This window comes from Sorangium sp. So ce1014 (assembly GCF_051521505.1).
GTDB lineage: Bacteria > Myxococcota_A > Polyangia > Polyangiales > Polyangiaceae > Sorangium.
In genome coordinates this window covers 5,511,879-5,534,512 of the sequence record NZ_CP150356.1, presented here as the reverse complement: position 1 = coordinate 5,534,512, position 22,634 = coordinate 5,511,879, and the positions used below count along the sequence as shown (strand labels likewise).

At 71.7% G+C, this 22,634-nt stretch carries 18 protein-coding genes and 1 pseudogene; 15 read left to right on the top strand and 4 right to left on the bottom strand.

What is annotated here, in order from left to right; all coding sequences use genetic code 11:
- The first annotated feature begins 79 nt into the window (after positions 1–79).
- Genes WME75_RS21165 through WME75_RS21140 form a run of 6 tightly spaced genes read left to right on the top strand, consistent with a single transcriptional unit; the run spans position 80 to position 4,664 of the window.
- On the top strand, positions 80–1,477 hold the full coding sequence (locus WME75_RS21165) for a radical SAM protein (RefSeq protein ID WP_437493686.1): 1,398 nt from the start codon (positions 80–82) through the stop codon (positions 1,475–1,477).
- Positions 1,474–2,259 carry a WecB/TagA/CpsF family glycosyltransferase gene (locus tag WME75_RS21160; protein ID WP_437493683.1) on the top strand — a complete coding sequence of 262 codons (786 nt, stop codon included), beginning with the start codon at positions 1,474–1,476 and terminating at the stop codon, positions 2,257–2,259. Before WME75_RS21165 ends, WME75_RS21160 begins: the two co-directional genes overlap by 4 nt.
- Positions 2,256–3,422, top strand: a complete 1,167-nt coding sequence (locus tag WME75_RS21155; protein WP_437493680.1) for a DegT/DnrJ/EryC1/StrS family aminotransferase — start codon at positions 2,256–2,258, stop codon at positions 3,420–3,422. The genes WME75_RS21160 and WME75_RS21155 overlap by 4 nt, the downstream gene beginning before the upstream one ends.
- A 35-nt stretch (positions 3,423–3,457) precedes the next feature.
- The gene (locus WME75_RS21150; RefSeq protein WP_437493677.1) at positions 3,458–4,084 is read left to right on the top strand and encodes a YdcF family protein; all 627 of its coding nucleotides are present in this window, start codon (positions 3,458–3,460) and stop codon (positions 4,082–4,084) included.
- A gap of 2 nt (positions 4,085–4,086) precedes the next feature.
- Positions 4,087–4,446 carry a hypothetical protein gene (locus tag WME75_RS21145; RefSeq protein WP_437493674.1) on the top strand — a complete coding sequence of 120 codons (360 nt, stop codon included), beginning with the start codon at positions 4,087–4,089 and terminating at the stop codon, positions 4,444–4,446.
- Positions 4,443–4,664: a hypothetical protein gene (locus WME75_RS21140; RefSeq protein WP_437493672.1), complete on the top strand. Its 222-nt coding sequence runs from the start codon at positions 4,443–4,445 to the stop codon at positions 4,662–4,664. The genes WME75_RS21145 and WME75_RS21140 overlap by 4 nt, the downstream gene beginning before the upstream one ends.
- Before the next feature lie 66 nt (positions 4,665–4,730).
- On the opposite strand, the gene WME75_RS21135 is transcribed toward WME75_RS21140, so the two are convergent.
- From WME75_RS21135 to WME75_RS21125, 3 genes are all read right to left on the bottom strand, one after another.
- Positions 4,731–10,733 carry an AAA family ATPase gene (locus WME75_RS21135; RefSeq protein ID WP_437493669.1) on the bottom strand — a complete coding sequence of 2,001 codons (6,003 nt, stop codon included), beginning with the start codon at positions 10,731–10,733 and terminating at the stop codon, positions 4,731–4,733.
- A 62-nt stretch (positions 10,734–10,795) separates the two neighbouring features.
- Complete coding sequence (locus tag WME75_RS21130) at positions 10,796–11,782, bottom strand: response regulator (RefSeq protein WP_437493667.1); 987 nt, start codon at positions 11,780–11,782, stop codon at positions 10,796–10,798.
- Positions 11,783–12,127: 345 nt separating this feature from the next.
- Positions 12,128–13,081, bottom strand: a complete 954-nt coding sequence (locus tag WME75_RS21125) for a hypothetical protein (RefSeq protein WP_437493664.1) — start codon at positions 13,079–13,081, stop codon at positions 12,128–12,130.
- A gap of 524 nt (positions 13,082–13,605) precedes the next feature.
- Here WME75_RS21125 and WME75_RS21120 point away from each other — a divergent pair.
- The 3 genes from WME75_RS21120 (at position 13,606) to WME75_RS21110 (ending at position 17,858) form a co-directional block, all read left to right on the top strand.
- Positions 13,606–14,187 (top strand): hypothetical protein, encoded by a 582-nt coding sequence (locus WME75_RS21120; protein WP_437493661.1) that lies wholly within the window; start codon positions 13,606–13,608, stop codon positions 14,185–14,187.
- Positions 14,188–14,762: 575 nt separating this feature from the next.
- Positions 14,763–16,751 carry a transketolase gene (gene tkt / locus WME75_RS21115; protein WP_437493659.1) on the top strand — a complete coding sequence of 663 codons (1,989 nt, stop codon included), beginning with the start codon at positions 14,763–14,765 and terminating at the stop codon, positions 16,749–16,751.
- Between the two features lie 168 nt (positions 16,752–16,919).
- Complete coding sequence (locus WME75_RS21110; RefSeq protein WP_437493656.1) at positions 16,920–17,858, top strand: AEC family transporter; 939 nt, start codon at positions 16,920–16,922, stop codon at positions 17,856–17,858.
- A gap of 61 nt (positions 17,859–17,919) precedes the next feature.
- Here the strand turns inward: WME75_RS21110 and WME75_RS21105 are convergent, their stop codons facing one another.
- Complete coding sequence (locus WME75_RS21105) at positions 17,920–19,470, bottom strand: Hsp70 family protein (protein WP_437493653.1); 1,551 nt, start codon at positions 19,468–19,470, stop codon at positions 17,920–17,922.
- A gap of 250 nt (positions 19,471–19,720) precedes the next feature.
- On the opposite strand from WME75_RS21105, the gene WME75_RS21100 reads away from it, so the two are divergent.
- The 6 genes and pseudogenes from WME75_RS21100 to WME75_RS21075 all read left to right on the top strand — a co-directional run bounded on the left by WME75_RS21100 (position 19,721) and on the right by WME75_RS21075 (position 22,626).
- On the top strand, positions 19,721–20,152 hold the full coding sequence (locus WME75_RS21100) for a carboxymuconolactone decarboxylase family protein (protein ID WP_437493650.1): 432 nt from the start codon (positions 19,721–19,723) through the stop codon (positions 20,150–20,152).
- A 1-nt stretch (position 20,153) separates the two neighbouring features.
- Positions 20,154–21,083 carry an RNA polymerase sigma factor SigJ gene (gene sigJ / locus WME75_RS21095; RefSeq protein WP_437493647.1) on the top strand — a complete coding sequence of 310 codons (930 nt, stop codon included), beginning with the start codon at positions 20,154–20,156 and terminating at the stop codon, positions 21,081–21,083.
- 365 nt (positions 21,084–21,448) lie between these two features.
- Positions 21,449–21,895: a hypothetical protein gene (locus tag WME75_RS21090; protein WP_437493644.1), complete on the top strand. Its 447-nt coding sequence runs from the start codon at positions 21,449–21,451 to the stop codon at positions 21,893–21,895.
- Positions 21,895–22,212 carry an SDR family NAD(P)-dependent oxidoreductase gene (locus tag WME75_RS21085; RefSeq protein WP_437493641.1) on the top strand — a complete coding sequence of 106 codons (318 nt, stop codon included), beginning with the start codon at positions 21,895–21,897 and terminating at the stop codon, positions 22,210–22,212. Before WME75_RS21090 ends, WME75_RS21085 begins: the two co-directional genes overlap by 1 nt.
- Positions 22,191–22,436 (top strand): annotated as a pseudogene (locus WME75_RS21080) (SDR family oxidoreductase); the annotation flags it as partial. The gene WME75_RS21085 and the pseudogene WME75_RS21080, both read left to right, overlap by 22 nt.
- Positions 22,437–22,491: 55 nt before the next feature.
- Positions 22,492–22,626, top strand: coding sequence for an SDR family oxidoreductase (locus WME75_RS21075; RefSeq protein ID WP_437493638.1), 135 nt, complete (start codon positions 22,492–22,494; stop codon positions 22,624–22,626).
- Positions 22,627–22,634: the final 8 nt, after the last annotated feature.

The window sequence follows — 22,634 nt, the reverse complement described above, 5'->3', positions numbered from 1 at the left end:
GCGGCGCGTTGCCGCGCGTGAAGGATTGAACCCAGGTGAGGCCCAAGTGAAGACCAGCACGGATGGTAACGGTTCGTTGGTGCAGCTCAAGCGCAAGGGGTCGCAGGCCTCGGCGCCGCAGGAGCCCGTGGAGATCGAGCCGCCGGAGGTCCTGCTCGAGCGGGCCCTCGCCCTGGCGGTGCCGGCCGCGCGCCCGGCCGCGGCGCCGCCGCTGCACACCCGGCGCCGGGAGATCACGCGCCGTGGCGTGCTGTGGCTCGGGCAGACATGCAATCTCCGCTGCCACTTCTGCTACTTCCTCGATCGGATCGAGGACAAGGAGCACCCCGAGCACCCGTTCATGTCGCTGGAGAAGGCGCAGGCCATCTGCCGGACGCTCGTCGATTTCTACGGGAACACAGCGATCGACATCCAGGGCGGCGAGCCGACCATCTGGCGCGACATCCACGCGCTGGTCCGGTACTGCGTCGGGATCGGCCTCTCGCCGACGCTCATCACCAACGCGCTGGTGCTCGACAAGCGCGACAAGGTGCAGCAGTTCAAGGACTCCGGCGTCGCCGACTTCCTTGTCAGCGTCCAGGGGCTCGGGAAGGCGCACGACCTGGCCGTGGGAGCGGACGGCGCGCACGTGCGCCAGATGCGCGCGCTGAACCACCTCATCGCGCTCGCGGTGCCGTTCCGGGTGAACTGCGTGATGTCGAAGCGCGCCGTGCCGCAGCTGCCGGCGGTCGCGAAGCTGGCGGTCGAGGTGGGCGCGCGCGCGGTCAACTTCCTCGCCTTCAACCCGTTCGCGGATCAGCGCAACGCGGGGGTCCGCACCGCCGAGAACGTGCCTCGCTACGCCGAGCTGCGGGAGCCGCTCGACGAGGCCCTGGACGTGCTCGCGCGCGCCGGCGTGGAGGCGAACGTCCGGTACCTGCCCCACTGCGTCGTGTCCGAGCGCCACTGGCCCTCGGTGTACGATTACCAGCAGCTCCCGTACGACCCGCACGAGTGGGATTTCGCGAGCTGGACGTGGACCAACAAGGGACCGCAACGGATGCGGGGCGGTCTCCTGACGCCGCCCGTTCCGCTCGGCGCGCGGCCGCGCCTCGGGCCGCTCCGGCAGCCGCTGCTCCGCCTGGCCGACGCGCTCGACCTCCGGGGCCGGCTGCTCCGCGCCGACGTGAGCTCGCGGCTCGGCCCCTCGCTGAGGAAGCTGGAAGGGCTCTCCTACCGGCTCTTCCGTCGCCGCGGGGATCAGGACGCCGCCTACCGCGGCGACGCGCTGAACCGCGTCGAGCACAACGGCTACGAGAAGGGCGCCGGATGCCGGAGCTGCGCGCTCCGTGGCATCTGCGACGGGTTCCACGGGGACTACGTCGCGATGTTCGGCAGCGACGAGGCGCGGCCCGTCCTCGATCGCGGGCCGGTCACCGATCCGCGCGCGTTCATCGGCACCCAGGCCAAGGTGGCGCCGGCCGGAGGTGCTGCATGATCGCGGACCCGCCCGCGGCGTCGCGGGTCGACGTGCTCGGCGTCCCCGTCGCGCGGCTCACGTTCGAGCAGCTGCTGCTCGATCTGGACGACGCCTTGCTCAGGTCGTCGAAGGCCGGCGGCAGGCCGTCGTACTACACCTATGTCAACGCGTACTGCGCCACGCTGGCGGAGCGCGAGGCGCCGTACCGCGCCGCGGTCGGCCGCGCCGACGTCGTGTACGCCGACGGCATCGGGGTGGTGTGGGCGGCTCGCCTGCTGGGCGGCCCGTGTCCGGAGCGCATCAACGTGGGCCCGATCGAGCTGGGGAGGATCGTGGACCTGTGCGCCGAGCGCGGGGCCTCGGTCTTCCTGCTCGGGGGGGCGCCGGGGATCGCCGACGAGGTCGCTCGCCGCCTCGTCGCGCAGCGGCCGGGCCTCCGGATCGCGGGGGTTCACCACGGCTACTTCGGCCCCGAGGAGGAGGCGGCGGTGGTCCGGACGATCAACGACTCGGGCGCGGCCTTGCTCATCGTCGGCCTCGGCCCGCCCAAGCAGGAGCTGTGGGTGGACCGGCACCTCGCGGCGCTGCAGGTGCACGCCGCGTGGTGCATGGGTGGGCTGCTGGATCAGGTGGCCGGGGCGGTGACCTACCCGCCCGAGTGGGTCCGTCGACATCACGTCCAGTGGCTTTACCGCCTCGTTGTCGAGCCGAGGCGGCTCTGGCGGCGGTACCTGCTCGGCATCCCCGAGTTCATCGGCCGCGTTGCGCTGCAGCGCCTATCCCTGGAGAGACAAGCATGAGCGACCCGCGACCCTTGATCCCCATGGTCCTGCCGCAGGTGGACGATCCGGACGCGATCGCGGCGCAGCTCGCCGAGGTCCTGCGCTCGGGGCGGCTGAGCAACGGCGGCCCGTTCGCGGAGGACTTCGAGCGGGCGATCGCGACGTTCCTCGGCGTCGAGGAGGCCGTGGTCGTCTCGAACGGCGCCGTCGCGATCAGCCTCGCCATCGAGGCCGCGGCGGTGCGCCGTGGTAAGGCGATCCTCCCTGCCTTCACGTTCATCGCGACGCTCAACGCCGCGGTCCATGCGGGCTTCGAGCCGGTCTTCTGCGACATCGATCCGGAGACCTGGACGCTGGATCCGGAGCACCTGCGCGGCCTGCTCGCGAAGCACGACGTGACGCTGGTGCTCCCGGTCAACGTGTTCGGCGTCCCGCCCGATCTGGCCGGCGTCGCGCGGCAGGCGCGGGCCGCGGGGGCGGCCGTCATCTACGACAACGCGCACGGCATGGGCACCGAGGCGGCGAGCCGGGAGGCGGAGGCGCTCCTCACGGCGACGACCTACTCGCTGCACGCCACGAAGATCCTCGTGGCCGCGGAGGGCGGCGTGGTCGTCTCCCCGGATCGGGAGGTGAGCGCGGCGATGCGCCGGCTGCGCAACCACGGGCTCACGCAGCCGCTGCGGGCGTCGGTCCCGGGGATGAACGCCAAGCTCGACGAGCTGCGCGCCGCGCTGGCGCTGGCGTCGCTCCGCCGGCTCCCCGAGGCGCTGGCCCGCCGGCGGACGTACCTCGAGCGGCTGCGCGCGGCCCTGTCCGGGCATCCGCAGGTGTACCGCACCCAGCGCATTCCGCCGGGCGTGATCCTCAATGGACAGAACCTCGGGGTCCGGCTCGTCGACGTCCCGATCGACGACGCGGTCGCCGCCTTCGCCCGGCGCGGCGTCGAGGCGCGCCGGTACTTCTACCCGCCCTTGCACGAGCTGACGTGCGCCCCGGCGGGCGACGCCCTGCCGAACACGGACCGGCTCTGCGCGGGCCAGGTCTGCCTGCCCCTGCACAGCCACATGAGCGAGGAGACGCTCGAGCGCATCGAGGCCGCCATCCACGGCGTCGCGGAGGAGCTGGAGGCGCCGCGGCTCGCGGTGCGTCCCTCGCGGCCAGCCCTCCTGGCCGCGACGTAGGGCACGACGCAGGGATCGGTTCCGGGATCAGCGTCATGCGCATGGGAGCAGCGTGGGACCGCCTGAGCACGGCGGCCGGCGGGGTCGGGCTGGCGGTCTTCGCCGTCGCCGCGTTCACCCCGGCCGCCGCGCCGCTCGATCGCTGGATGGCGTCGGCGCCCGACGCCGGGCAGGCCGACGCCGTGGTCGTCCTCGGAGCGGACGTCGATCCGGACGGGCGGCTGCCGGAGGATTCGCTCCGGCGCGCCGTCGAGGCGGTCGCGCTGTACCATCAGGGGCGCGCGCCGCTCGTGCTGATGCTTGGCAGCCGCAACGGGGCGGCCAGCGAGGCCGAGTCGCGCGCCCGCCTCGCGCAGGGCCTCGGCGTCCCCGCGTCGGCCCTCCTCACGGAGCCGCGGGGGCTGACGACGGCGGTGGAGGCGCAGCGCAGCGCGGAGCTCCTGCTGGGAAGGGGCGCGAGGAGGATCTTGCTCGTCACGGGCGAGCACCGCGTCTGGCGGGCACGCCGGCTCTTCGAGCGCGCGGGCTTCGAGGTCCTCGCCGCGCCGGTGCGCGAGGGGGCGCCGACCTCGAACCTCCCGGGCGAGCGCCTCTCGACGATCGGCGGGCTGCTCCAGGAGCTCGCGGCGCGCGCGCTCTCCTGGCTCCGGGGGGACGTGTAGCGATGTCGGACTCGCTCTACATCCTGGGCGTCGTCGCGGCCACGTCGTGCGCGGCCTACGCGGTGGGGCGCCGCCGAGGGATGCGCGCCGGGCTCCTCCCGCCCGCGGTCCGGCGGGCGATCCGGCTTGCGGGCGTGTGCCTTTTGTTCTGGGGCGGCAACGTCGCGGTCGGGGTGGGGGTGGCGCTGCTCGTGCGCGGCCTCGGGCTGGGGTTCATCTGGCTCTACGTCAACACCGACGTGTCCGTCCTGGTCCTCTCCGTGGTCCAGGCGCTGATCTTCGAGGCGTGGCGCACCCAGCACGACCTCGAGCGGGGGCGGCCGACGGCCGGAGGCGGTCCGGGAGGAGGCGGGGAGAGTTGAAACTCAACCCGGAGGTTGTCGAGAGGGTCCGGGGAGAGTTGAAACTCAAACCGGAGGCTGCCGAGAGGGTCCGGGGAGAGTTGAAACTCAAACCGGAGGCTGCCGAGAGGGTCCGGGGAGAGTTGAAACTCAACCCGGAGGTTGTCGAGAGGGTCCGGGGAGAGTTGAAACTCAACCCGGAGGCTGTAGACAACCGTCTCACTGAACGAATCTTGTGAGACTGTAGCGCCCGCGCACCCTGCGCCGCTCCTCGCCGGATGCCCCGGACCCGTTCGTCGTTCCACCTACATCGATGCCTGCGGATCCGCGGGGCCGTCGGCGCCGACCGCGCCGCCCGGGCCGTATGCATCGAGAAACTCCCGCAGCTTCCGGGTCTGGTAGCCACGCGCGAGCGTCACGAGCTGATCGAGCCAGGGCCTGAGGCGCGGATCGCGCTGCCTCATCCGCTCCGCCTCGTCCAGGATCTTGTGGACGAGGCCCCTGTTCGCGAGCGCCGACAGCAGGGCCAGCTCCTCGGCCGGAGGCGGCGCGAGGGGGCCGCCGTCCGTGGGGACCTCTGCCGGTGAATCCCGCGCGGGGGCCTCTTCGCGGTGGAGCCACTCGACCCCCAGCAGGCGCGATATCCGGTCCAGGAGCGCGCTCGCCTGGATGGGCTTGGGCAGGAAGTCATCGCAGCCGGCACGGGCGCACTTCTGCCGCTCGGCCTCGGAGACGCTCGCCGACGAGGCCAGGATGACGGTCCGCCGGAGCTCGGGCACGAGCCTGAGGCGGCGCGCTGTCTCGTAGCCATCCATGCCCCGCATGTACACGTCCATCAGGACGAGCGCCGGCGCGCGCAGGGCGGCCACGCGCAGCGCCGCTTCACCGCCGTCCGCCTCGCACAGGTCGAAGCCGAGCGGACCCAGGAGCCCGCGCGCCACGGCGCGATTGTCGGCGTTGTCGTCCACGATGAGGATCGTGCGGCGCTCCCCGCGATAGCCGACGATCGTGTCCCAACCCCTGGCCTCGCCCGGGCTCGCCGCCGGCTGCACCTCGGCGAGCGGGAGCGTCACGGTGAAGACGCTGCCCACGCCGATCTCGCTCTGCACCTCGATCGCTCCACCCATCTGCTCCACGAGCTTCTTCGTGATGGCGAGGCCAAGCCCCGTGCCCTCGCTCCTCGCGCTCTGCTCCCCCACCTGCTCGAACGGCTCGAAGATGCGCGACAGGTGCTCCGAGGCGATGCCAGGCCCCGTATCCTCGACGCGGAAACGCACCCTCCGGCCCGCAGGGACGCTCTTCTCCAGCGCCTCGACATGGAGGGATACAGCGCCCCGCTCGGTGAACTTGATGGCATTGCCGAGGAGGTTCAAGAGCACCTGCATCAGCCGCTTCTCGTCGGCGTGGACGGCCCCGAGCGCGGGGCCGCGCAGCTCGTGGGTGAACGCGATCCCCTTCGCTTGGGCGCGCACCCGGCACACGTCGACGACCATCTGCGCGAGGGCGGGCAACCGGACCTCCGTCAGGACGGAGTCCAGCTTGCCCGCCTCGATCTTGGCGAGGTGCAGCAGGTCATTGATGAGCGAGAGCAGATGCTCGCCCGACTTCTGGATGACGTGCAGCCCTTCCCGCCACGCCGGCGCGAGTTCGGGTGTTCGCTCCAGGATCTGAGCATAACCGATGATCCCGTTGAGCGGAGTGCGCAGCTCGTGGCTCATGCTGGAGAGAAAGTCGCTCTTGGCCTGGCTGGCGCGCTCCGCCGCCTCCTTGGCGACGCAAAGCTCGAGGGTGCGCTCCTTGACCTTGGCCTCCAGGTCCCGGTACAGGAGGGCGTTCTCCACGGCGATGGCCGCCTGCGCGGCGAGCACCGACAGGAGCTCTACCCGCCTCTCGGGGAACGCCGCAGGCGCCTCGCGGTGCTCGAGGTACAGCACGCCAAGGAGGCGCCCTCGATGCGCCAGGGGAAGCGAGAGGAGCGAGAGGACGGGGCGCGAGGCCACGTACGGATCGGCCGCGAAGCGGGCGTCGGCCCTGGCGTCGTCCAGCACGACCGGCTCGCTCGTGCGCGCCACGTAGCGCACGACCGTCCTCGCCACCTCGTCGCTCTGCGCGAGCGGCTCGGACAGGCCCGTCTCGATGCGGGCCCCCTCCACCGAGAGCCGCGCCACGATCGAGAGCTCTTCTCCTTCGACGAGCAGGAGGACGCCGCGCTGCGCCCCGGCGCTCTCCAGCAGGAGCTCCATCAGCCGGCCGATGACCCGCTCCGGATCGAGCTCGCTCGACAGCGCCTGCGCCGCGCGCACCGCGGTGTTCACGTCGAGCTGCGCGCCGCCTTCGACGCCCGTGGTGGTCAGCGAGACGCCCGCCGCGAGGCGGCGCTCGGCGCTCGCGGGCATCGCGGGCTGGGCAGGCGCGCGGAGCAGGGCGGGCCACCTCGCGTCCAGGTGGGCCACCACCGCGTGCGCGCCCCAGCGGACATAGGCGTCCCTCGCCTCGCGCAGGTACAGCGCGGCGATACGGCGCCTGCCCGCCTCGAGGTGGAACTCGGCGCAGAGCTGAGCGGCGAGGGCCTCGATGTGCAAGAAGCGCTGCCCGCGGGCAAGCTCGATGGCCTCGTCGTACCTGGCCATGGCCTCGTCGGTCCTGCCTTGCACGCGGGCGTGCTCGGCCTGGAGGAGGCGCAGCTTGTGCAGGAAATTGTCCGCGCTCCCCTCGGCAAAATACGAGAGCCGCGCGAGGCCTTGCTCGATGTGCTCGCCGAGCCTGGCCCGCTCCTCCGCGTCCGTGGTCCCCGGCCAGCACCTCGCGGCCGCGAGCGCGAGCCAGAGCGGTACGTCCGTCACCGGGGGAAAGCCGAAGATGGACATGCGGTGCTGCTCGGCCTCCCGAGCCCGCGAGAGCGCCATCGGGTACGCGCCGGCGACGAGGAACAGGTGGGCCTCGAGGATGCGCGCAAGCTCGGCGGCCATCCCATCGCCGTCGGCCAAGAGGGAGCGCGACCCGCGTGAGAAGGGCTGCTCCGAGAGGAGCTGCCCCGCGCCGCCCGCCGTCATCAAGAGGCCGCACCACGAGGCGGCCGCCTCGAAGTAGTGGGCCCCGAGCGCGGTCCCCGCGCGCTGCACGAGCCCCGAGCGAGCCGCCCGGTGCGCCTCGATCTGTCCGAGCGGCTGGCCACGCCACACCCGGTAATAGAACAGGTCGCCTTCCAGCCCCCAGCTCGTGCCCTGGAACGACCCGATCTTCAGCCCGGTCGCGCAGGTCCGCTCGAAGATGGGCGCCATCTCCTCCGCGGGGCGGACGTAGGCCGTGTACTGCCCCTGGAAGGACAGACACTCTGCCAGGAAGGGCGACGCGACGCGCTCGGCCGCGCGCACCCCCGGCCCGATCCAGTCCGCGGAGCGGCGATATTGCCCCCTGGTCAACGACCACACGTTCGCGAAGCAGACGATGATGAAGGGAGAGACCGGCGTGAGCACGCCCTGTCGCCGCACCCTCAGCACGGCGCGGACCACCACGAGCCCCGACAGGAGCGGCTGACCGCCGATCGCGGCGCACACCATCAGGTGCATCGTCAGCGCATCGACGAGCACGCGCTCCGGGGAGGGATCGGCGGGCATCCGGTCGAACGCGTCGGGGTCGCGCTCGAACCATCGATCCAGCTCGGCGGACTCCTCGAGGAGCGCGGCGTGGCGCGCCTCGTCCGTGTCCGGAAACACGATGTCCTGCTCGGCGAGCGCGGCGAGCCCCAGCTCGACCCCTCGCGCGAACTGGCCTGCCGCCTGGGAGCAGCGGACGCGGATCTCGTGCACCGAGAGCCTGGCGAGCGCCGGCAGCGGCGTCGCGAGCAGCCGCACCGCCCGCGCCTCGACGTCGTCGAACTCCCGCATCAGAAAGGCCGCCTCGAGCCGCTCCAGCGCGAGCTGCGCGGAGAGCGCCGGGTCCTTGCGAGAGGCGTCGTCGCCGAGCAGGGCCTGCGCGGTCTCGGTGAGGCTCGCCAGGAGCCGGTGCGAGCTCGCCGCCTTCGCGGCGAGCGCGGCCTCGAGGTTCAGCCGCGCCAGCGCCTCGCGCTCGTCCACGGAGTCCATCCGCGACGAGCCGAGGTTCAGGTGCCGCACCAGCTCGAGGAGCTGCTGCGGCGTGCCCGCCTGTGTCCGGTGTCGCGCCCAGAGCCGCCGGCCGATCTCCAGGTGCGCCAGGACGCGCTGCTCGGGCGGGGCCCGCTCGTAGCTCGCCTGTTGCACGCGGTCGTGCAAGAAGCGGTATTCCGCGTCCAGCGCCCCTTGCCCGACCTGTCCCAGCGCCTGCGCGGGCCGGTAATCCCCGTCGGCGGGCACCAGGAGCTCCTCCTGCAGGGCGGGCCACAGCGCCCCGGTCACCCGGGCGCGCTCCCATCCGCTGAGCCGCTCCAGGTCGTGGAGGTGGAACGTGTGCCCCGCGCACGCCGCGAGCCCCAGGAGCTGCTGGGTCGCCTCGGGCATCTCGAGCACCTTGTCGGTCAGGAGGGCCACGACGTTGTCCGTGACCTGCGCCTGCGCGAGCTCCCTCGGGTCCCAGCCCCACGCGCCGCTCTCCGGGTCCCGGACCACCTTGCCCTGCCGGTGCAAGGAGAGCAGCAGCTGCTCCATGAAGAACGGGTTGCCTCGCGTCTTCTGCCAGAGGACCCGCGAGAGCGGCTCCACCCGCGCCGCCTCGCTGCTCAGCGTCCGCGCCACCCACGCCTGCACGTGCTCTTCCGACAGGGGGCGCACCGACATCCTCGACACCTTCGCCCCGCTCTCGTCCACCGACGCCACGAGCCGCCACAGCGGATGCTCCGGCGGCGCCTCGTTGTCGCGGTACGCCGCGATCACCAGGAGCGCGCTGCGCTCCGCGTCGGTCAGCAGCGTCTTCAGGATCTCCAGCGTGGCGCTGTCGGCCCACTGCATGTCGTCGAGGAACATCACGAGCGGCGCGTTCGGCGTCGTGACCGCCCGCACGAAGCTCAGCCAGGTCAGCCGCTGGCGGGCGAGCACCTGCTCGCCGTGCACCGGCGGCACCGGCGCGAGCTCGCCCATGATCCGGTCGAGCTCCGGCACCACGTCGGCGATGAGCCGCGCGTTGTCCCCCACGTCCGTCTTGATTCGCTCCTGCCATGCCGTGAGCACAGGCCTCGGGCTCGCCAGCCACTGCTGCATCAGCCCCCCGAACGCCTGCGCCATGGCCGCGTAGGGCGTCGACCGCGCGAGCTGGTCGTGCTTGCCCGAGATCAGGAGCCCGCGCCCTGCTCGCGCGATGTCCCGGTAGACGGTGCGCACCAGCGCCGTCTTGCCGATGCCGGACGGGCCGCCGAGGAGCACGAGCTCCACCGCGCCCTCGGCGGCGCGGGCGAAGGAGGCGCTCAGCAGATCGCGCTCGCGCTCGCGCCCGACGAGGACGTCCGGCAGCCGTAGCTTGCGCGAGAAGTCCTTGTTCCCGAGGGGGAAGGGCTCCACCGTGCCGCGCTCGCGCCACATGCGGAGCGCTTGCTCCAGATCCTCCGCCGTCCCCCTGGCCGTCTGGTACCGCCGGTCGGGGTTCTTCGCCAGGAGCCTGGACGCGATCGCCGCGAGCCCCGGAGGCACCCCCGGGGCGACCTCGTCGAGGCAGGGGGGCTCTCGGGCCAGGTGCGCGTGCACGAGCGAGAGCGGGTCGCGCTCGGTGAACGGCAGCCGCCCTGACAGCGCCTCGAAGAGCGTCACGCCGAGCGAGTAGAGGTCGGCGCGCGTGTCGATCGCCCGCGCGGTGCGGCCCGTCTGCTCCGGTGACATGTACGCCAGGGTCCCCTCGAGCCCTTCGGGGATGCTCGCCGCCGTCGCCTCCAGCGGCAGCGACGAGGCGATGCCGAAGTCGAGCAGCTTGACCTGCGTATACGCCGCATCGACGAGCACGTTCTGCGGCTTGATATCCTTGTGCGTCACGCCCGCCGCGTGCACGGCCTCGAGCACCCGCGCGAGGAGCGCGCCCAGCCTCAGCCCCGCTTCCACCGGCAGGCGCCCGCGCTCGGCGAGCAGGCGATCCAGCGACCGGAGGCCCGGGTCCTCGAGCGCCAGCCCGACCGTGCCGTCCTGCTGCACGAGCTCCCGCGCCCGCGCTATCCCTGGCACCGCCCCGAGCTGCGTCAGGATCTGGTGCTCATGCAGGATGCGCCCCGTCACGCGCGAGCTCGGCGCGGCCGCCGCGGGGAGCTTGAGCACCACCCTGTCGCCCGAGGGACGATGGACCGCGCGGCACACGCGGGTCTCGGCCCCTTCGTGCAGCACCTCCCCCACAGCGTAGTCTCTCAGATCCATCCCGGTTAAGCTCCTCTTCAAGCCCGGCGGAGAGGCCGGGGAACGACGGATTCATCCGGTCTTCAGGGCTCGCCCTCGCCCCGGCGACGACCGCGCGTCCGCAGCGCGTGCTCCACGCCCGACTGCAGGGTGCCCTTCGTCACGAGGCAATCGAGGTGCAGGTCGAGCCCCACGAGCGTCTGCGCCACCTCGGCGCGGATGCCCGTGACGATCGTGCTCGTGCCGAGCAGGGAGAGCCCCATCGCCGCCTGGACGAGCATGCGCGCGACCGTCTCATCCACCGCCCTGACACCGGTGATGTCGATGATGAGATGGTCCGCCCCGCGCTCGCTCGCTCCGTACAGCGCTGTCTGGATGGCTTGCCTGGCACGCTCGACGTCCACCGCGCCGACGAGGGGCATCACGAGGACGCCATCGATGATTGGAATGAGCGGCGCGGCGAGCTCGAGGAGCCGCTCCCGCTGGGCCGCGATGACCTGCTCCTGCAGCGCGGCCCTGGCCGCTTCGGCGCGCTCGTTCTGCGTCAGCTGATGCGAGAGCTGCGCGTTCGCGTCGCGCAGCCTCTGCGCGGCCTCCGCCAGCGCCTCCTCGGCCCTGACGCGCTCCCGGACCTCGTCCGAGAGCCTCGCATTCTGCTCCTCGAGAGCCCGCGTCGCGCGCCGGAGCGAGACCTGGGTGTGCACCCGCGCCAGCAGCTCGGTCTTCTCGAACGGCTTGGTCACGTAGTCCACAGCGCCCACGCGAAAGCCCTGGAGCCTGAACTTCGCCTCGGCGAGCGCCGTCATGAAGATGACGGGGATGCTCCGCGTCGCCGCGTCGGCCTTGAGCCGCCGGCACGCCTCGAACCCGCTGAGGCCGGGCATCAGCGCGTCGAGCAAGATGAGGTCCGGCTGGGACCGGCCGGCGAGCTCGATCGCCTCCTCGCCGTCGCGCGCGACGGCGACCTCCAGTCCATCCGACATGAGCGCGTCCGACAGCACATTCAGGTTGTCCGCGCTGTCGTCCACGATGAGGACGAGCCCAGACGGCGGCGTTTCTTGCTCTTGCATCGATCTCTGCCGGTCTCGGTACGCCTGAACGGGCCTCCCGCGCCCGGTCGGCATGTCTCGCCGGACAGCGAGCGAACAGACACATGCACTGTGAGCAGTGCGGCTCTGCCGCAGAGGACATTCCCCCTGACGTTTTCCTCTCGTACCACGGGACGATCGGCTTTCACATGTGTTTTGTGGACGGAAGAGGAGGGTGGGCTGCGCCACACGGGTCGTCGATGACTACCCCCTTCGTGTCATCGGCGTCGCCCTGAAGAAGCGACCCGACCCAGGTTCGGGCGGGGCGACCACGTACGGCTGGCTGCTACCCCGACCCGGATCGGGGCGCTTCGACGCGCCGGCCGTTCATGGTGCGATGCGGCGGGCCTCGTAGATGTCGGTCCCGCCGCTCCGCTCCGAGGAGAAGAACAGGATGGACCCGTCCGGCGACAGGTAAGGATCGTTCTCGCGCGCCTCCGGTACGTTCACCTCGTCGAGCGCCTGCGGCGGCTCGAAGGCGTCGTTCGTTCCCGGGCGTCGTGCCCAGAACAGGTCGTCGCCCGAACGGAACAGGAGCTGCCGGCCGTCATCGAACAGGAACGGCGCCAGCTGGTCGCCCGCGTCGTTCAGCTCGGCCAGCGGAACGAACTCGCCCCAGTCGTCCTCCGGGCGCTCGCGGGACGCGATGGCGAGGTCCCAGCCCTGGGTTTCAGGCCCGTTCAGGCCGACCACGGCGCGGAGCTCGGGCAGATCGACGTGAGGGTTCATCGCCTGCGTGCCATCGTCGCGGCCGGGGTTGAGCGCGTCGACGAAGGAGGGGTCGCCCCAGGGGTCGCCCCGGCTCGCGCGCTCGGACATCCAGATGCCTGATTGTTGCTCGCTCTTGCGGAAGAACCACATCCTGAGCCCGTCATTCGAGATGGCAGGCGTGTCGTCGTCGTCCGCGCTGTTGAGCTTCTCGGCGAGCTCGACGGTCGGTGTCTCCCAGGGTGAGCCCAGGTCCGCTCGGCGCGAGACCCAGATATCCTGGCTCGCGCCGCGCTCGGACATGAAGTGGATCTCGAGCAGATCGCCTGTGAGGGTCGGGTCTTCGTCCCTGGCGGTGTCGTCGTTGAGCGTGGCGACCTCCTGCGGTGCTGTGAACCGCGGCCGCTCCGGCGCGAACGCGCCGATCACGACGCGCTGATCCTCGCACGCGACCGCGCCGAACGCGAGCGCCAGCCCCGAGGACGCGCTGAGCCAGCGGGAACGCCACGCCGGGGCGGTCCATTCGAGCAGACCGGCGGAGGGGGTAGGCCGAGCAGATCGCTGTTCAGACATGGACAAGCCGGAACCTCCAGGGTCGATGAGCAGGGGATGAATGCGCGCGCGCATCTCGGCATCTAGCACATCGTGGCCTACGCTCCCCGCGTCCAGCACCAGGGGAGCGTTCGGATACCAGTTGCCTGTCAACGAAAGATGGAGCGCATGGGATACAGAGGCACCGGAGCGTGGCAGGGGTTCAGAGAAGCCGCGATGCTGGCGATGTCGCTGGCCATCGGCTGCACGAGCGGAGGTGGCAGCGGCGGGGGGCAGGGAGGCGGCGGGGGAGAGCCGGCGACCGGCGGCGGGGGGCAGGGAGGCGGCGGGGGGGAGGCGGCGACCGGGGGAGGCGGGCAGGGAGGCGGCGGAGGGGAGCCGGCGACCGGGGGAGGCGGGCAGGGGGGCGGCGGAGGAGAGCCGGCGACCGGGGGAGGCGGGCAGGGAGGCGGCACAGATGTTTGCGTGCCGGGATCGCAGCTGAGCTGCTATTCGGGGCCCCCGGGGACGCAAGGGGTAGGACTCTGCACCTCCGGCGCTCAGCCGTGGACAGCGCCGGCAACGTCGTCGTGGCCATGGCGCACGCCTCGGGCGTAGGGCTATGTCCCTGCGACTTCTACTTCGACGTCCAGAAGCGAGACCCTGCGGGCACCATTCTCTGGCGCAAGCTCCTGTCCGGATCCGAATCGCACTTCTCGGATGACGGCGGCGAGGCAAAGGATGTCGCCGTCGACCCCGAGGACAACATCCTGGTCGTGGGCCGCAGCCTGGGAAACCTCGATCTCGGCGGTGGGCCCATCGCTCCTGAAACGCACTTCGTGGTGAAGCTGAGCCCGTCCGGCGATTACATCTGGCACCGGGAGTCCCCGAGCGACGCCGTGGTCACGGACTCCGCCGGGAACGTCATCGCCCTGGGAGGGCAGTCCCTCGCCAAGTTCGATGCTTCCGGCGCGGAGCTCTGGCGTCGCACGTCCACGGACACGCTCGCCACGATACACGGCCTGACGAGCTATCGTGACGACCAGCTCGCGCTGGTCGGCGAGTTCACGGGTACAGCCGACTTCGGCACCGGCCCGCTCACCGCGGCGGGCGGCAGGGACGGCTTCGTCGCGGTCTTCGCTCCCTGACGCCCGCCATCGCGCGTGCGTCAGGGGTGAGGGCCGCCGGTGTCCGCGAGCTTCCTCCACGCCCGGCCGGCGCTCGCCGCGCTACACCACCCGGCGCGGCCCCGCCAACCTGGGTCGGGTCACGGCCAACCTGGGTCGGGTCGCGGCCAACCTGGTGGTCGCGGCCAACCTGGGTGGGGTCGCGGCCAACCTGGGTGGGGTCGCGGCCAACCTGGGTCGGGTCACGGCCAACCTGGGTCGGGTCGCGGCCAACCTGGGTGGGTCGCGGCCAACCTGGGTCGGGTCGCGGCCAACCTGGGTCGGGTCGCGGCCAACCTGGGTCGGGTCGCGGCCAACCTGGGTCGGGTCGCGGCCAACCTGGGTCGGGTCGCGGCCAACCTGGGTCGGGTCGCCGCCGGCCAACCTGGGTCGGGTCGCGACCTGGGTCGAAGCTGGCGACCGGCGATCGTCGCGCATCCCGAGAAATCGTGGACATCGAGCGCGCGCCGAGGGGCCCTCTCCAGGCAGACCCGACGCCGGCCGGGAGGGTGAGCGAAGGGGCGCGCTTCGCGGCGAAGTAGGTTAGAGTGCGCGCCATGCCTGATTTTGCCAAGCTCGCCGCCGCGTGCACGATGGCCCGCGGCCTCGCCATGGACGCCGTCCACGCCTGCTCGTCCGGTCATCTCGGCCTGCCGCTCGGTGCCGCCGAGGTCGGAGCCGCTCTCTATGGCGACCTCCTCCGCCACGATCCGAGCGAACCGCACTGGTTGAACCGCGATCGCTTCATCCTGTCCGCCGGCCACGGGAGCATGTTCCTGTACAGTTGGCTGCACCTCTCGGGCTACCCGGTGTCCATCGACGACATCCGCCGCTTCCGGCAGTGGGAGTCGAAGACGCCCGGCCACCCGGAGTACCACTACACCGAGGGTGTCGAGGCGACGACGGGCCCGCTCGGCCAGGGCGTGGGCAACGCGGTGGGGCACGCGGTGGCCGCCAAGATGCTGGCCGCCCGCTACAACACGCAGGAGCACACGATCTTCGATCTGAACGTCTACTGCCTCGCCGGCGACGGCTGCCTCCAGGAGGGCGTGGCCGCCGAGGCGGCCTCCTTCGCGGGCCACTTCAAGCTCGACAACCTGGTCCTCATCTACGACGCCAACGACGTCACCCTCGACGCGATGGCCGCGAAGACCCAGAGCGAGGACACGGCCAAGCGCTTCGAGGCCTACGGCTTCGAGGTGCTCCACGTCGAGCAGGGCAACGATCTGGAGGCGGTCCACCGGGTGCTCAGCCAGGCGCGGGCGTCGAAGAGCGGAAAGCCCAGGTTCGTCGTGGTCCACACCCTGATCGGCAAGGGGATCCCCGAGGTCGCCGGCACGCAGAAGGCGCACGGCGAGGGCGGCGCCAAGTTCGTGGATCAGGCGCGCAAGAGCCTGGGGCTGCCCCCGGAGCACTTCTATGTGAGCGAGGAGGTCAAGCAGTTCTTCGCGAAGCGCAAGGAAGCGCTCAGCAAGGGGCGCGGCGCGTGGGAGGCGACGTTCCAGGCGTGGCGCGCGAAGAACCCGGAGCTCGCCCGGCAGCTCGACGAGGGCACCTCGAGGAAGGTGCCTGCGGATCTTGACGCGCGCGTGCCCGCCTTCGCCGCCGGCACCAAGGTCGCCACGCGCAAGGCCGGCGAGACGGTGCTGCAGGCCGTCGCCGAGGCGGTGCCGGCGCTCATCGGGTCGAGCGCGGATCTCTACGGCTCGACGTTCAACTACATCGCGTCGAGCACCGACTTCGATCCGGAGCACCCGGGCGGCCGGAACATCCGCGCCGGCATCCGCGAGCACGGCATGGGCGCGATCATGAACGGCATCGCCTACCACGGCGGCCTGCGCCCGAGCGGCGCGACGTTCCTCGTGTTCGCCGACTACCTGCGGCCGAGCATCCGCCTGGCGGCGCTGTCGCACCTGCCGGTCATCTACGTCTTCACGCACGACTCGGTGGGCGTGGGCGAGGACGGGCCGACGCACCAGCCCGTGGAGACCGTCGCCGGGCTGCGCGCCATCGTCGATCTGGACGTCATCCGGCCGGCGGACGCCGAGGAGACGGCCGGCGCATGGATCTCCGCGCTGGAGCGCACCGACGGCCCGACGGTCCTCGCGCTCACGAGGCAGGCCGTCCCGATGCTGCCGGGCGACGCCGCCGCGAAGCGCGAGGGCGTGCGGCGCGGCGCTTACGTCCTCGTCAAGGAGACGGCGGCGCTCGAGACGATCCTGATCGCGACGGGCAGCGAGGTGCAGCACGCCGTCGAGGCCGCGAAGCGGCTCGGCCCCGGCGTCCGCGTCGTGTCGATGCCCTGCGTCGAGCGGTTCGCGCGACAGGACCGCGGCTACCATGAGGCCGTGCTGCCCGCCGCGTGTGCGCGGCGCGTGTCCCTCGAGGCCGGCGTCACCTTCGGCTGGCACCGGTGGGTCGGCTCCAAGGGGCTCGCCCTCGGGATCGATCGCTACGGCACGAGCGCTCCCGGCGACATCGTGCTGGACCGGCTGGGCATGAATCCGCAGGCGATCGTGCAGGCGGTGCAGGAGCTCGTGCCCTGAGCCTCTGAGGAGAGGATCCGCGCGGGCTGCCGCATCGCCCGCGCCGGTTGTCCTCCCGCGTCTTTCGTCTCCCGTCTCCCGTCTCGATCTCCCCTCTTTCGTGCGCATGCGCGTGCGCGTGCTCCTCCTATCGCTGGACGCCGCCCGCCGCGGAGCTAAAAGCCGCCCGTGCCGTCGGGCGACCTGATCTCACAGCTCCTTGCCCTCTTCGCGGTGCTCGGGGTCGGCGTGCTGCTGCGCGCGCTCGGCCGCGGCGGCCAGGCGGACGCCGCCGTCCTCCACCGGCTGGTCATCGACGTCACAACGCCCGCGCTGATCGTCTCCGTGCTGCGCCGCTCGGGCCTCGGCCACGGCGCCTGGGGCGCGGTCGCCGCCTCGTCGATCGCGCTCTTCGCGTGCGCCCTCGCGGGCGTCGCGGTCGCGCGCGCGCTCGGGCTGCCGCGCGCCGCGCAGGGCGCCGCCGGCGTCGTCGGCAGCTTCTCCAACACCGGCTTTCTCGGCGTCCCCGTCGTGCTGGCCCTCTACGGCCACGCCGGCGGCGCGGCGGGGACGGCGATCCTCGTCGACAGCATCGTCACGACGCTGCTGCTCTGGACGTTCGGCGTGGCGCTCGTCGCGCGCATGGGCAGAGGCGGCGGCGTGGACGCGCGGAGCCTGCTCACGGTGCTCCTGCAACCCAACGTGCTGTCGATCGCCGTCGGCCTCGCGCTCCACGCCCTGCCGATCCCGCTGCCGGTGTGGGTGGAGCGCGCGCTCGACGCGCTCGGCAGCGCGACCCCGACGCTCGTGTTCCTCGCGCTCGGCCTGAGCCTCGACCTGCGCTCCCTCCGCGGCCGCGTGCGGCCGCTCGCGGCCGTCGCCGCGGTGAAGCTGCTCCTGTCCCCCGCCGTCGCGCTCGGCGCCGCGCTCGCGCTCGGCCTGAAGCGCCCCGTGTCGGAGGTGGCGGTGCTGCAGTCCGCCATGCCGACCTCGATGGTGTCCGTGATCGTCGCCGCGCGGTACGGCTGCGACGGCGAGTTCGCCGCGGCCACCGCGGTCGTGACGACGATCGCGGCGCTGGCGACCCTGCCGGTCGTGATCGAGGTGCTGCGCCGGCTCCTCTCGTGACGCCGAAGAACGCGCGCAGCCGCGGCCGAGCGCGGATGGATTCAGGCCGCGCCCGGCGCGCTCACGCCCCGACCTGATAGACGCGCTGGTAGCCCGCCTCCACGTCGGTGATCGTCACCTCGACGATGCCGTGCGAGGTGATCGCGTACTGCTCCTCGATCAGCGGCCCCTCGTCGCTCACGCGCTGCACGGGCACGGCGGCGAGCTCGGCGGCGCGGTCGCGGAGGCGCCGGTCGAAGGGGAAGACGACCTCGTTGAACGCCGTGATGTCGCCGTGGGGCACGCCGAGCCGGTCGAGCGCGGCGCACTCGACGAACCGGTAGCGACCGACGTTGTGCGCCGCCCGGTACACGCGGCGCGAGACCACCGGCGCCTCGTGGCTCGACGGGATGCGCGCCTCCCGGTCGAAGATCGGATCGAACACCACCTCGTCCCCGCCGCCGCTCTCCCGGAAGACCCCGAAGTGGCGCGAGAGCCGGTCGGACAGCTCGAAGCCCGCGTCCTCGTCGACGGCGATGGCGAGGCCCATCGCGATCGCCGCCGAAGGGTAGGGGGAGCGATGGACGCGGCGCCCGAAGCGCTCGCGCAGCGTCCGCGCGACGACGGGCAACGAGCTCGCGCCGCCGACGACGTAGATCCCCGCGATGTCGGCCAGCGCCTCGCCCGCGCCGGCGTCGAGGCGCGCGATCACCGGCTGCATCGCGGTGATCGTCTCCTCCACGAGCGGCACGCACCGGTCGTAGAAGTCGGAGGCCGAGATCGTCACCTCGTGGGCAGGCGAAAGGTCGCCGAGGCACGCCTCCAGGTCGATCACGATCCGCCGGGAGTTCGGGTTGAGCCGCTCCTTCGCCTCGCGGCACTGGTCCGCGAGCGCCGCGAGCGCGCGCGCCGGCAGCTCCTCGCGCTCGAGCTTGGCCGCGGCGAGCGCCATCGAGGCCAGCACGGCGTCGAAGTCGTCGCCGCCAAGGTGGTTCAGCCCCGCGGTCGTCACGGCGTCGTGGCTGCGCCCGGTCATGTGGACGAGCGACGCGTCGAAGGTGCCGCCCCCGAGGTCGTAGACGACGATGTGCTCGCGCTTCGACGTGATGGTGCTGCGGTAGCGGTGCGTGTACTCGAAGCCGGCGGCCGAGGGCTCGTTCAGGAGCGCGATGACCTCGAAGCCGGCGCGGCGGAAGGCGTCGAGCGTCACGAAGCGCTGCGTCCCGTGCGCGTTCGCCGGGGTCGCGACGACGCAGATGAGGCGCGCGTCGTCGTCCTTCTTCTTCGGCCGGTTCGACCGGTGCAGCACGGCGTCGCGGAGCGACCTGAGGAACAGGGTCAGGAGGTCGAGCACCCGGAGCTTGGTCCCGCCGATCTCGACCTCGACGTCGGGCGACGCGCGCGGGCCCGAGAGCACGCGCTTGAACGAGCGGAGGACGGTCCACTCCGGGTCCGAGGCGACGGCGAGGGCGTCGAAGCCGAACCGGAGCTCCCCCTGCCGCTCGGCCGCCACGGAGGGGTAGAAGTCCACGGGGTCCCCCGCCGCATCCTGGAAGCTGATGACGGGGTAGTTCCCGCGGTCGCAGCACGCGACCACGGTCCGCGTGGTTCCAAAATCGATCCCGAGGCGCACGGTGGGGGGTTCCTCCGGCCCGCATGCTGCCACATCGGACCGCCCGAGGTGAAACTCCGCGGCGATGGGCTGCCGGAGATCTCGAGGTGCGGATGACGCCGGCCGCGAACGACGAAGTCGTTTGTTGTTTTGTTGTTAAATCATCACCCCAGAAAAAACGAGCGCGGGCGCCGGCCAGGCGTCACGGGCGGGAAGGCTGGATCGTCGTAAAGGTGGAGGGGCCCGCGGGCCCGTGGCAAGGAGAACCACCGTGAGCGACAAATCCGCTGTGAAATACGAGCAGGCGATCCCGGACGTGCTGCAGGCGCTGGCCGGTGTGCACGAGGTGATGAACCGGCACGGCTTCGACAGGAAGATCATCCACCTCGTGCAGCTGCGCGCGTCGCAGATCAACCAGTGCGCCTTCTGCGTGAAGATGCACACGAGGGAGGCGCGGCAGGACGGCGAGACGAACGACCGGCTGGACCGGGTGGTCGTGTGGGAGCACGTCAGCGATTTCAGCGAGCGCGAGCGGGCCGCGCTCGCCTGGACCGAGGCGCTGACCGTCCTCGACCGGCGGACCGACTATGCGGCCCTCCGCGCGCGGCTGCGGGAGCACTTCTCGGAGGAGGAGATCGGCGTCCTGACCTCCGCTGTCGCCATGATCAACCTGTGGAACCGCCTCCAGGTGTCGAAGCACTGAGATGGCGCAAGAGGAGGACGACGTCTCGGCGTTCGAGGCGACGAGGCCGATGCTCCTCGGCCTCGCCTACCGCATCCTCGGCTCGCGCGCGGAGGCCGAGGACGCGGTGCAAGACACGTACCTGAAATGGCAGAACGCCGACAGGAGCGCGATCGAGAACCCGGGTTCGTGGCTCACGACCCTCTGCACGCGCCGGTGCATCGATCTCCTGCGGGCCGCCCGCAACGCCAGGGTCGACTACGTGGGAGCGTGGCTGCCAGAGCCCATCCACGCGCCGACCGACGCGCCGACCGAGGTTGAGCCGAGCGAGCGGCTGTCGCTGGCGGCGTCGCTCCAGACGGCGTTTCTGCTGGTGCTCGAGCGCCTCACCCCGAAAGAGCGGGCGGCGTACCTGCTCCACGAGGTCTTCGACGTCTCCTACCCGGAGATCGCGGCGACGCTCGGCATCCAGGAGACCACGTGCCGCAAGCTGGTCTCGCGGGCGCGCGCCAACGTGGGTCAGTCGAAGGTGCGGTACATCACCCCGCTGCACCGGCAGGAGCAGCTGCTCGCCGCCTTCCAGACGGCCGTGGCGAGCGGCGGCACGGAGCACCTGTCGGCGCTGCTCTCGGACGAGATCGAGCTCTGCGCCGACGGGGGTGGCAAGGTGTCCAGCCTCCTTGAAGTCCTGCAGGGGAAGGCCGAGGTGCTCGATTTCATCGGTCGCGCGCTGCACGCGTACTGGGGCGACTATGCGTGGGAGGCGACGGACATCAACGGGGGCCGGGGCGTCGTCCTGTGGAAGGACGGCGCGGCCGCGGCCTGCGTGTCCTTCGCCTACGACGAGGACGGCGCGGCGACGAACATCTATATCGTGCGCAACCCCGACAAGCTCGCTCGCCTGGGCGGGGACGGCGGAGGTGGGCAGGGGGGTGGGCGCGAGGCGCGGTGACCGGGCGGATCGCGCCTGGGCGAGCGGCGCGCCAGCGCTGTCGGCGTCACGCCGAGGACGCGGCGCATGCACCGACCTACCGCCTGCTGGAGGCGACCGAGGTTGCCGCCGCCCTAGGTTGCCGCCGCCCTCGCCGGCAAGGTCGCCCTCGCCGGCAAGGTGGTCGTTCAGCTGAGCACGGGGACCCCACACGACGCGCGCCACAGCGAGGCGTGGGCGAAGGAGCGAGGCGTCGATTACCTCGACGGCGCCATCCTGGCCGTCCCGAGCCAGATGGGAAAGCCCGAGAGCAGCATCATCGTCTCAGCATCATCGTCTCGGGTTCGGCCACGGCATTCCAGAAGAGCAAGACGCTCCTCGAGCGCATGGCCGGCACCGTGTCGTACCTCGGCGAGAAGGTGGGCTCGGCGTCGGCCCTGGACCTGGCCTTCATCTCGTTCGTCTTCGCGGCGCTGATCGGCTTCTATCACGGCGCTCGCATCTGCGAGGCCGAGGGCCTGCGCGTGGGCGACTTCGGTTCCATGCCCGCCGACGTCGCTCCGGCCGTCGGCGCGATGAGCAAGCAGGACGGCCACGCCCTCCAGGCCAGGAGGTACGTGAGCGCCGAGAGCTCGGTGGAGATGTGCGCGCGAGGCGCCGAGATCGTCCTGCGGCAGGCCCGGGAGGCGAGGATCGACGTGGTGATTCCGGCGTTCGCCACGGGGCTCTTCCGGAAAGGAGTGGCGGCAGGGGCGCCAAGTCTCCGGGCGCGCTCATCAAGGTGCTGCGCGAGGGTGCTGCGCGAGGGTGCTGCGCGAGAAAACCTGAGTTGATGAAAGGACTGGTTGTGAAGAGGTATTCAGGGAAGAAAGCGGTCGTCACCGGCGGGACCCACGGCATGGCGCTCACTACGGTCAAGGCGCTCCCGGTCAAGGCGCTCCTCGACGGAGGCGCCGAGGTGCTGCTCACCGGTCGGAACGAGAGGAACCTGGAGGCGGCGCGGCGCGAGCTCGGCCCGGAGGCGCATGTCGTGCGATCGGATACGGGGAGCATGGCGGACGTCGACGCGCTCTCCGTGACCGTGAAAGAGACGCGGTATCAATCAATACAAAGGGCGCGTTCTTCACAGTGCAGCGGCAGGTCCCGCTGATCCGGGACGGCGCGGCCATCGTGTTCACGACCTCGATCGGCAACGAGGGCGGCAGCCCCGAAGGCGGCAGCCCCGGGATGAGCGTCTACGCCGGATCGAAGACGGCTCTGCGGGCGTTCGCGCAGGTCTTCTCGGCAGAGCTCCTGCCGAGGCAGATCCGCGTGAACGCGGTGAGCCCCGGGTTCGGTGAGCCCCGGGTTCATCAAGACGCCAACCATGGGCATCGCGGGGGGCCTCCGCGGAGGCGCTGGCGGCCTTCGAGCAGGAGGGGTCACCCCCATGAAGCGCATCGGCACGTTCGAGGAGGTGGCCCGCGCCGTGCTGTTCCTTGCCTTCGAGGCGACCTTCACCACGGGCGTCGAGCTGCCCGTCGACGGCGGTCTGGGCCAGGGCATCGTCGCGCCCCACGCCTAGCCCGGCCC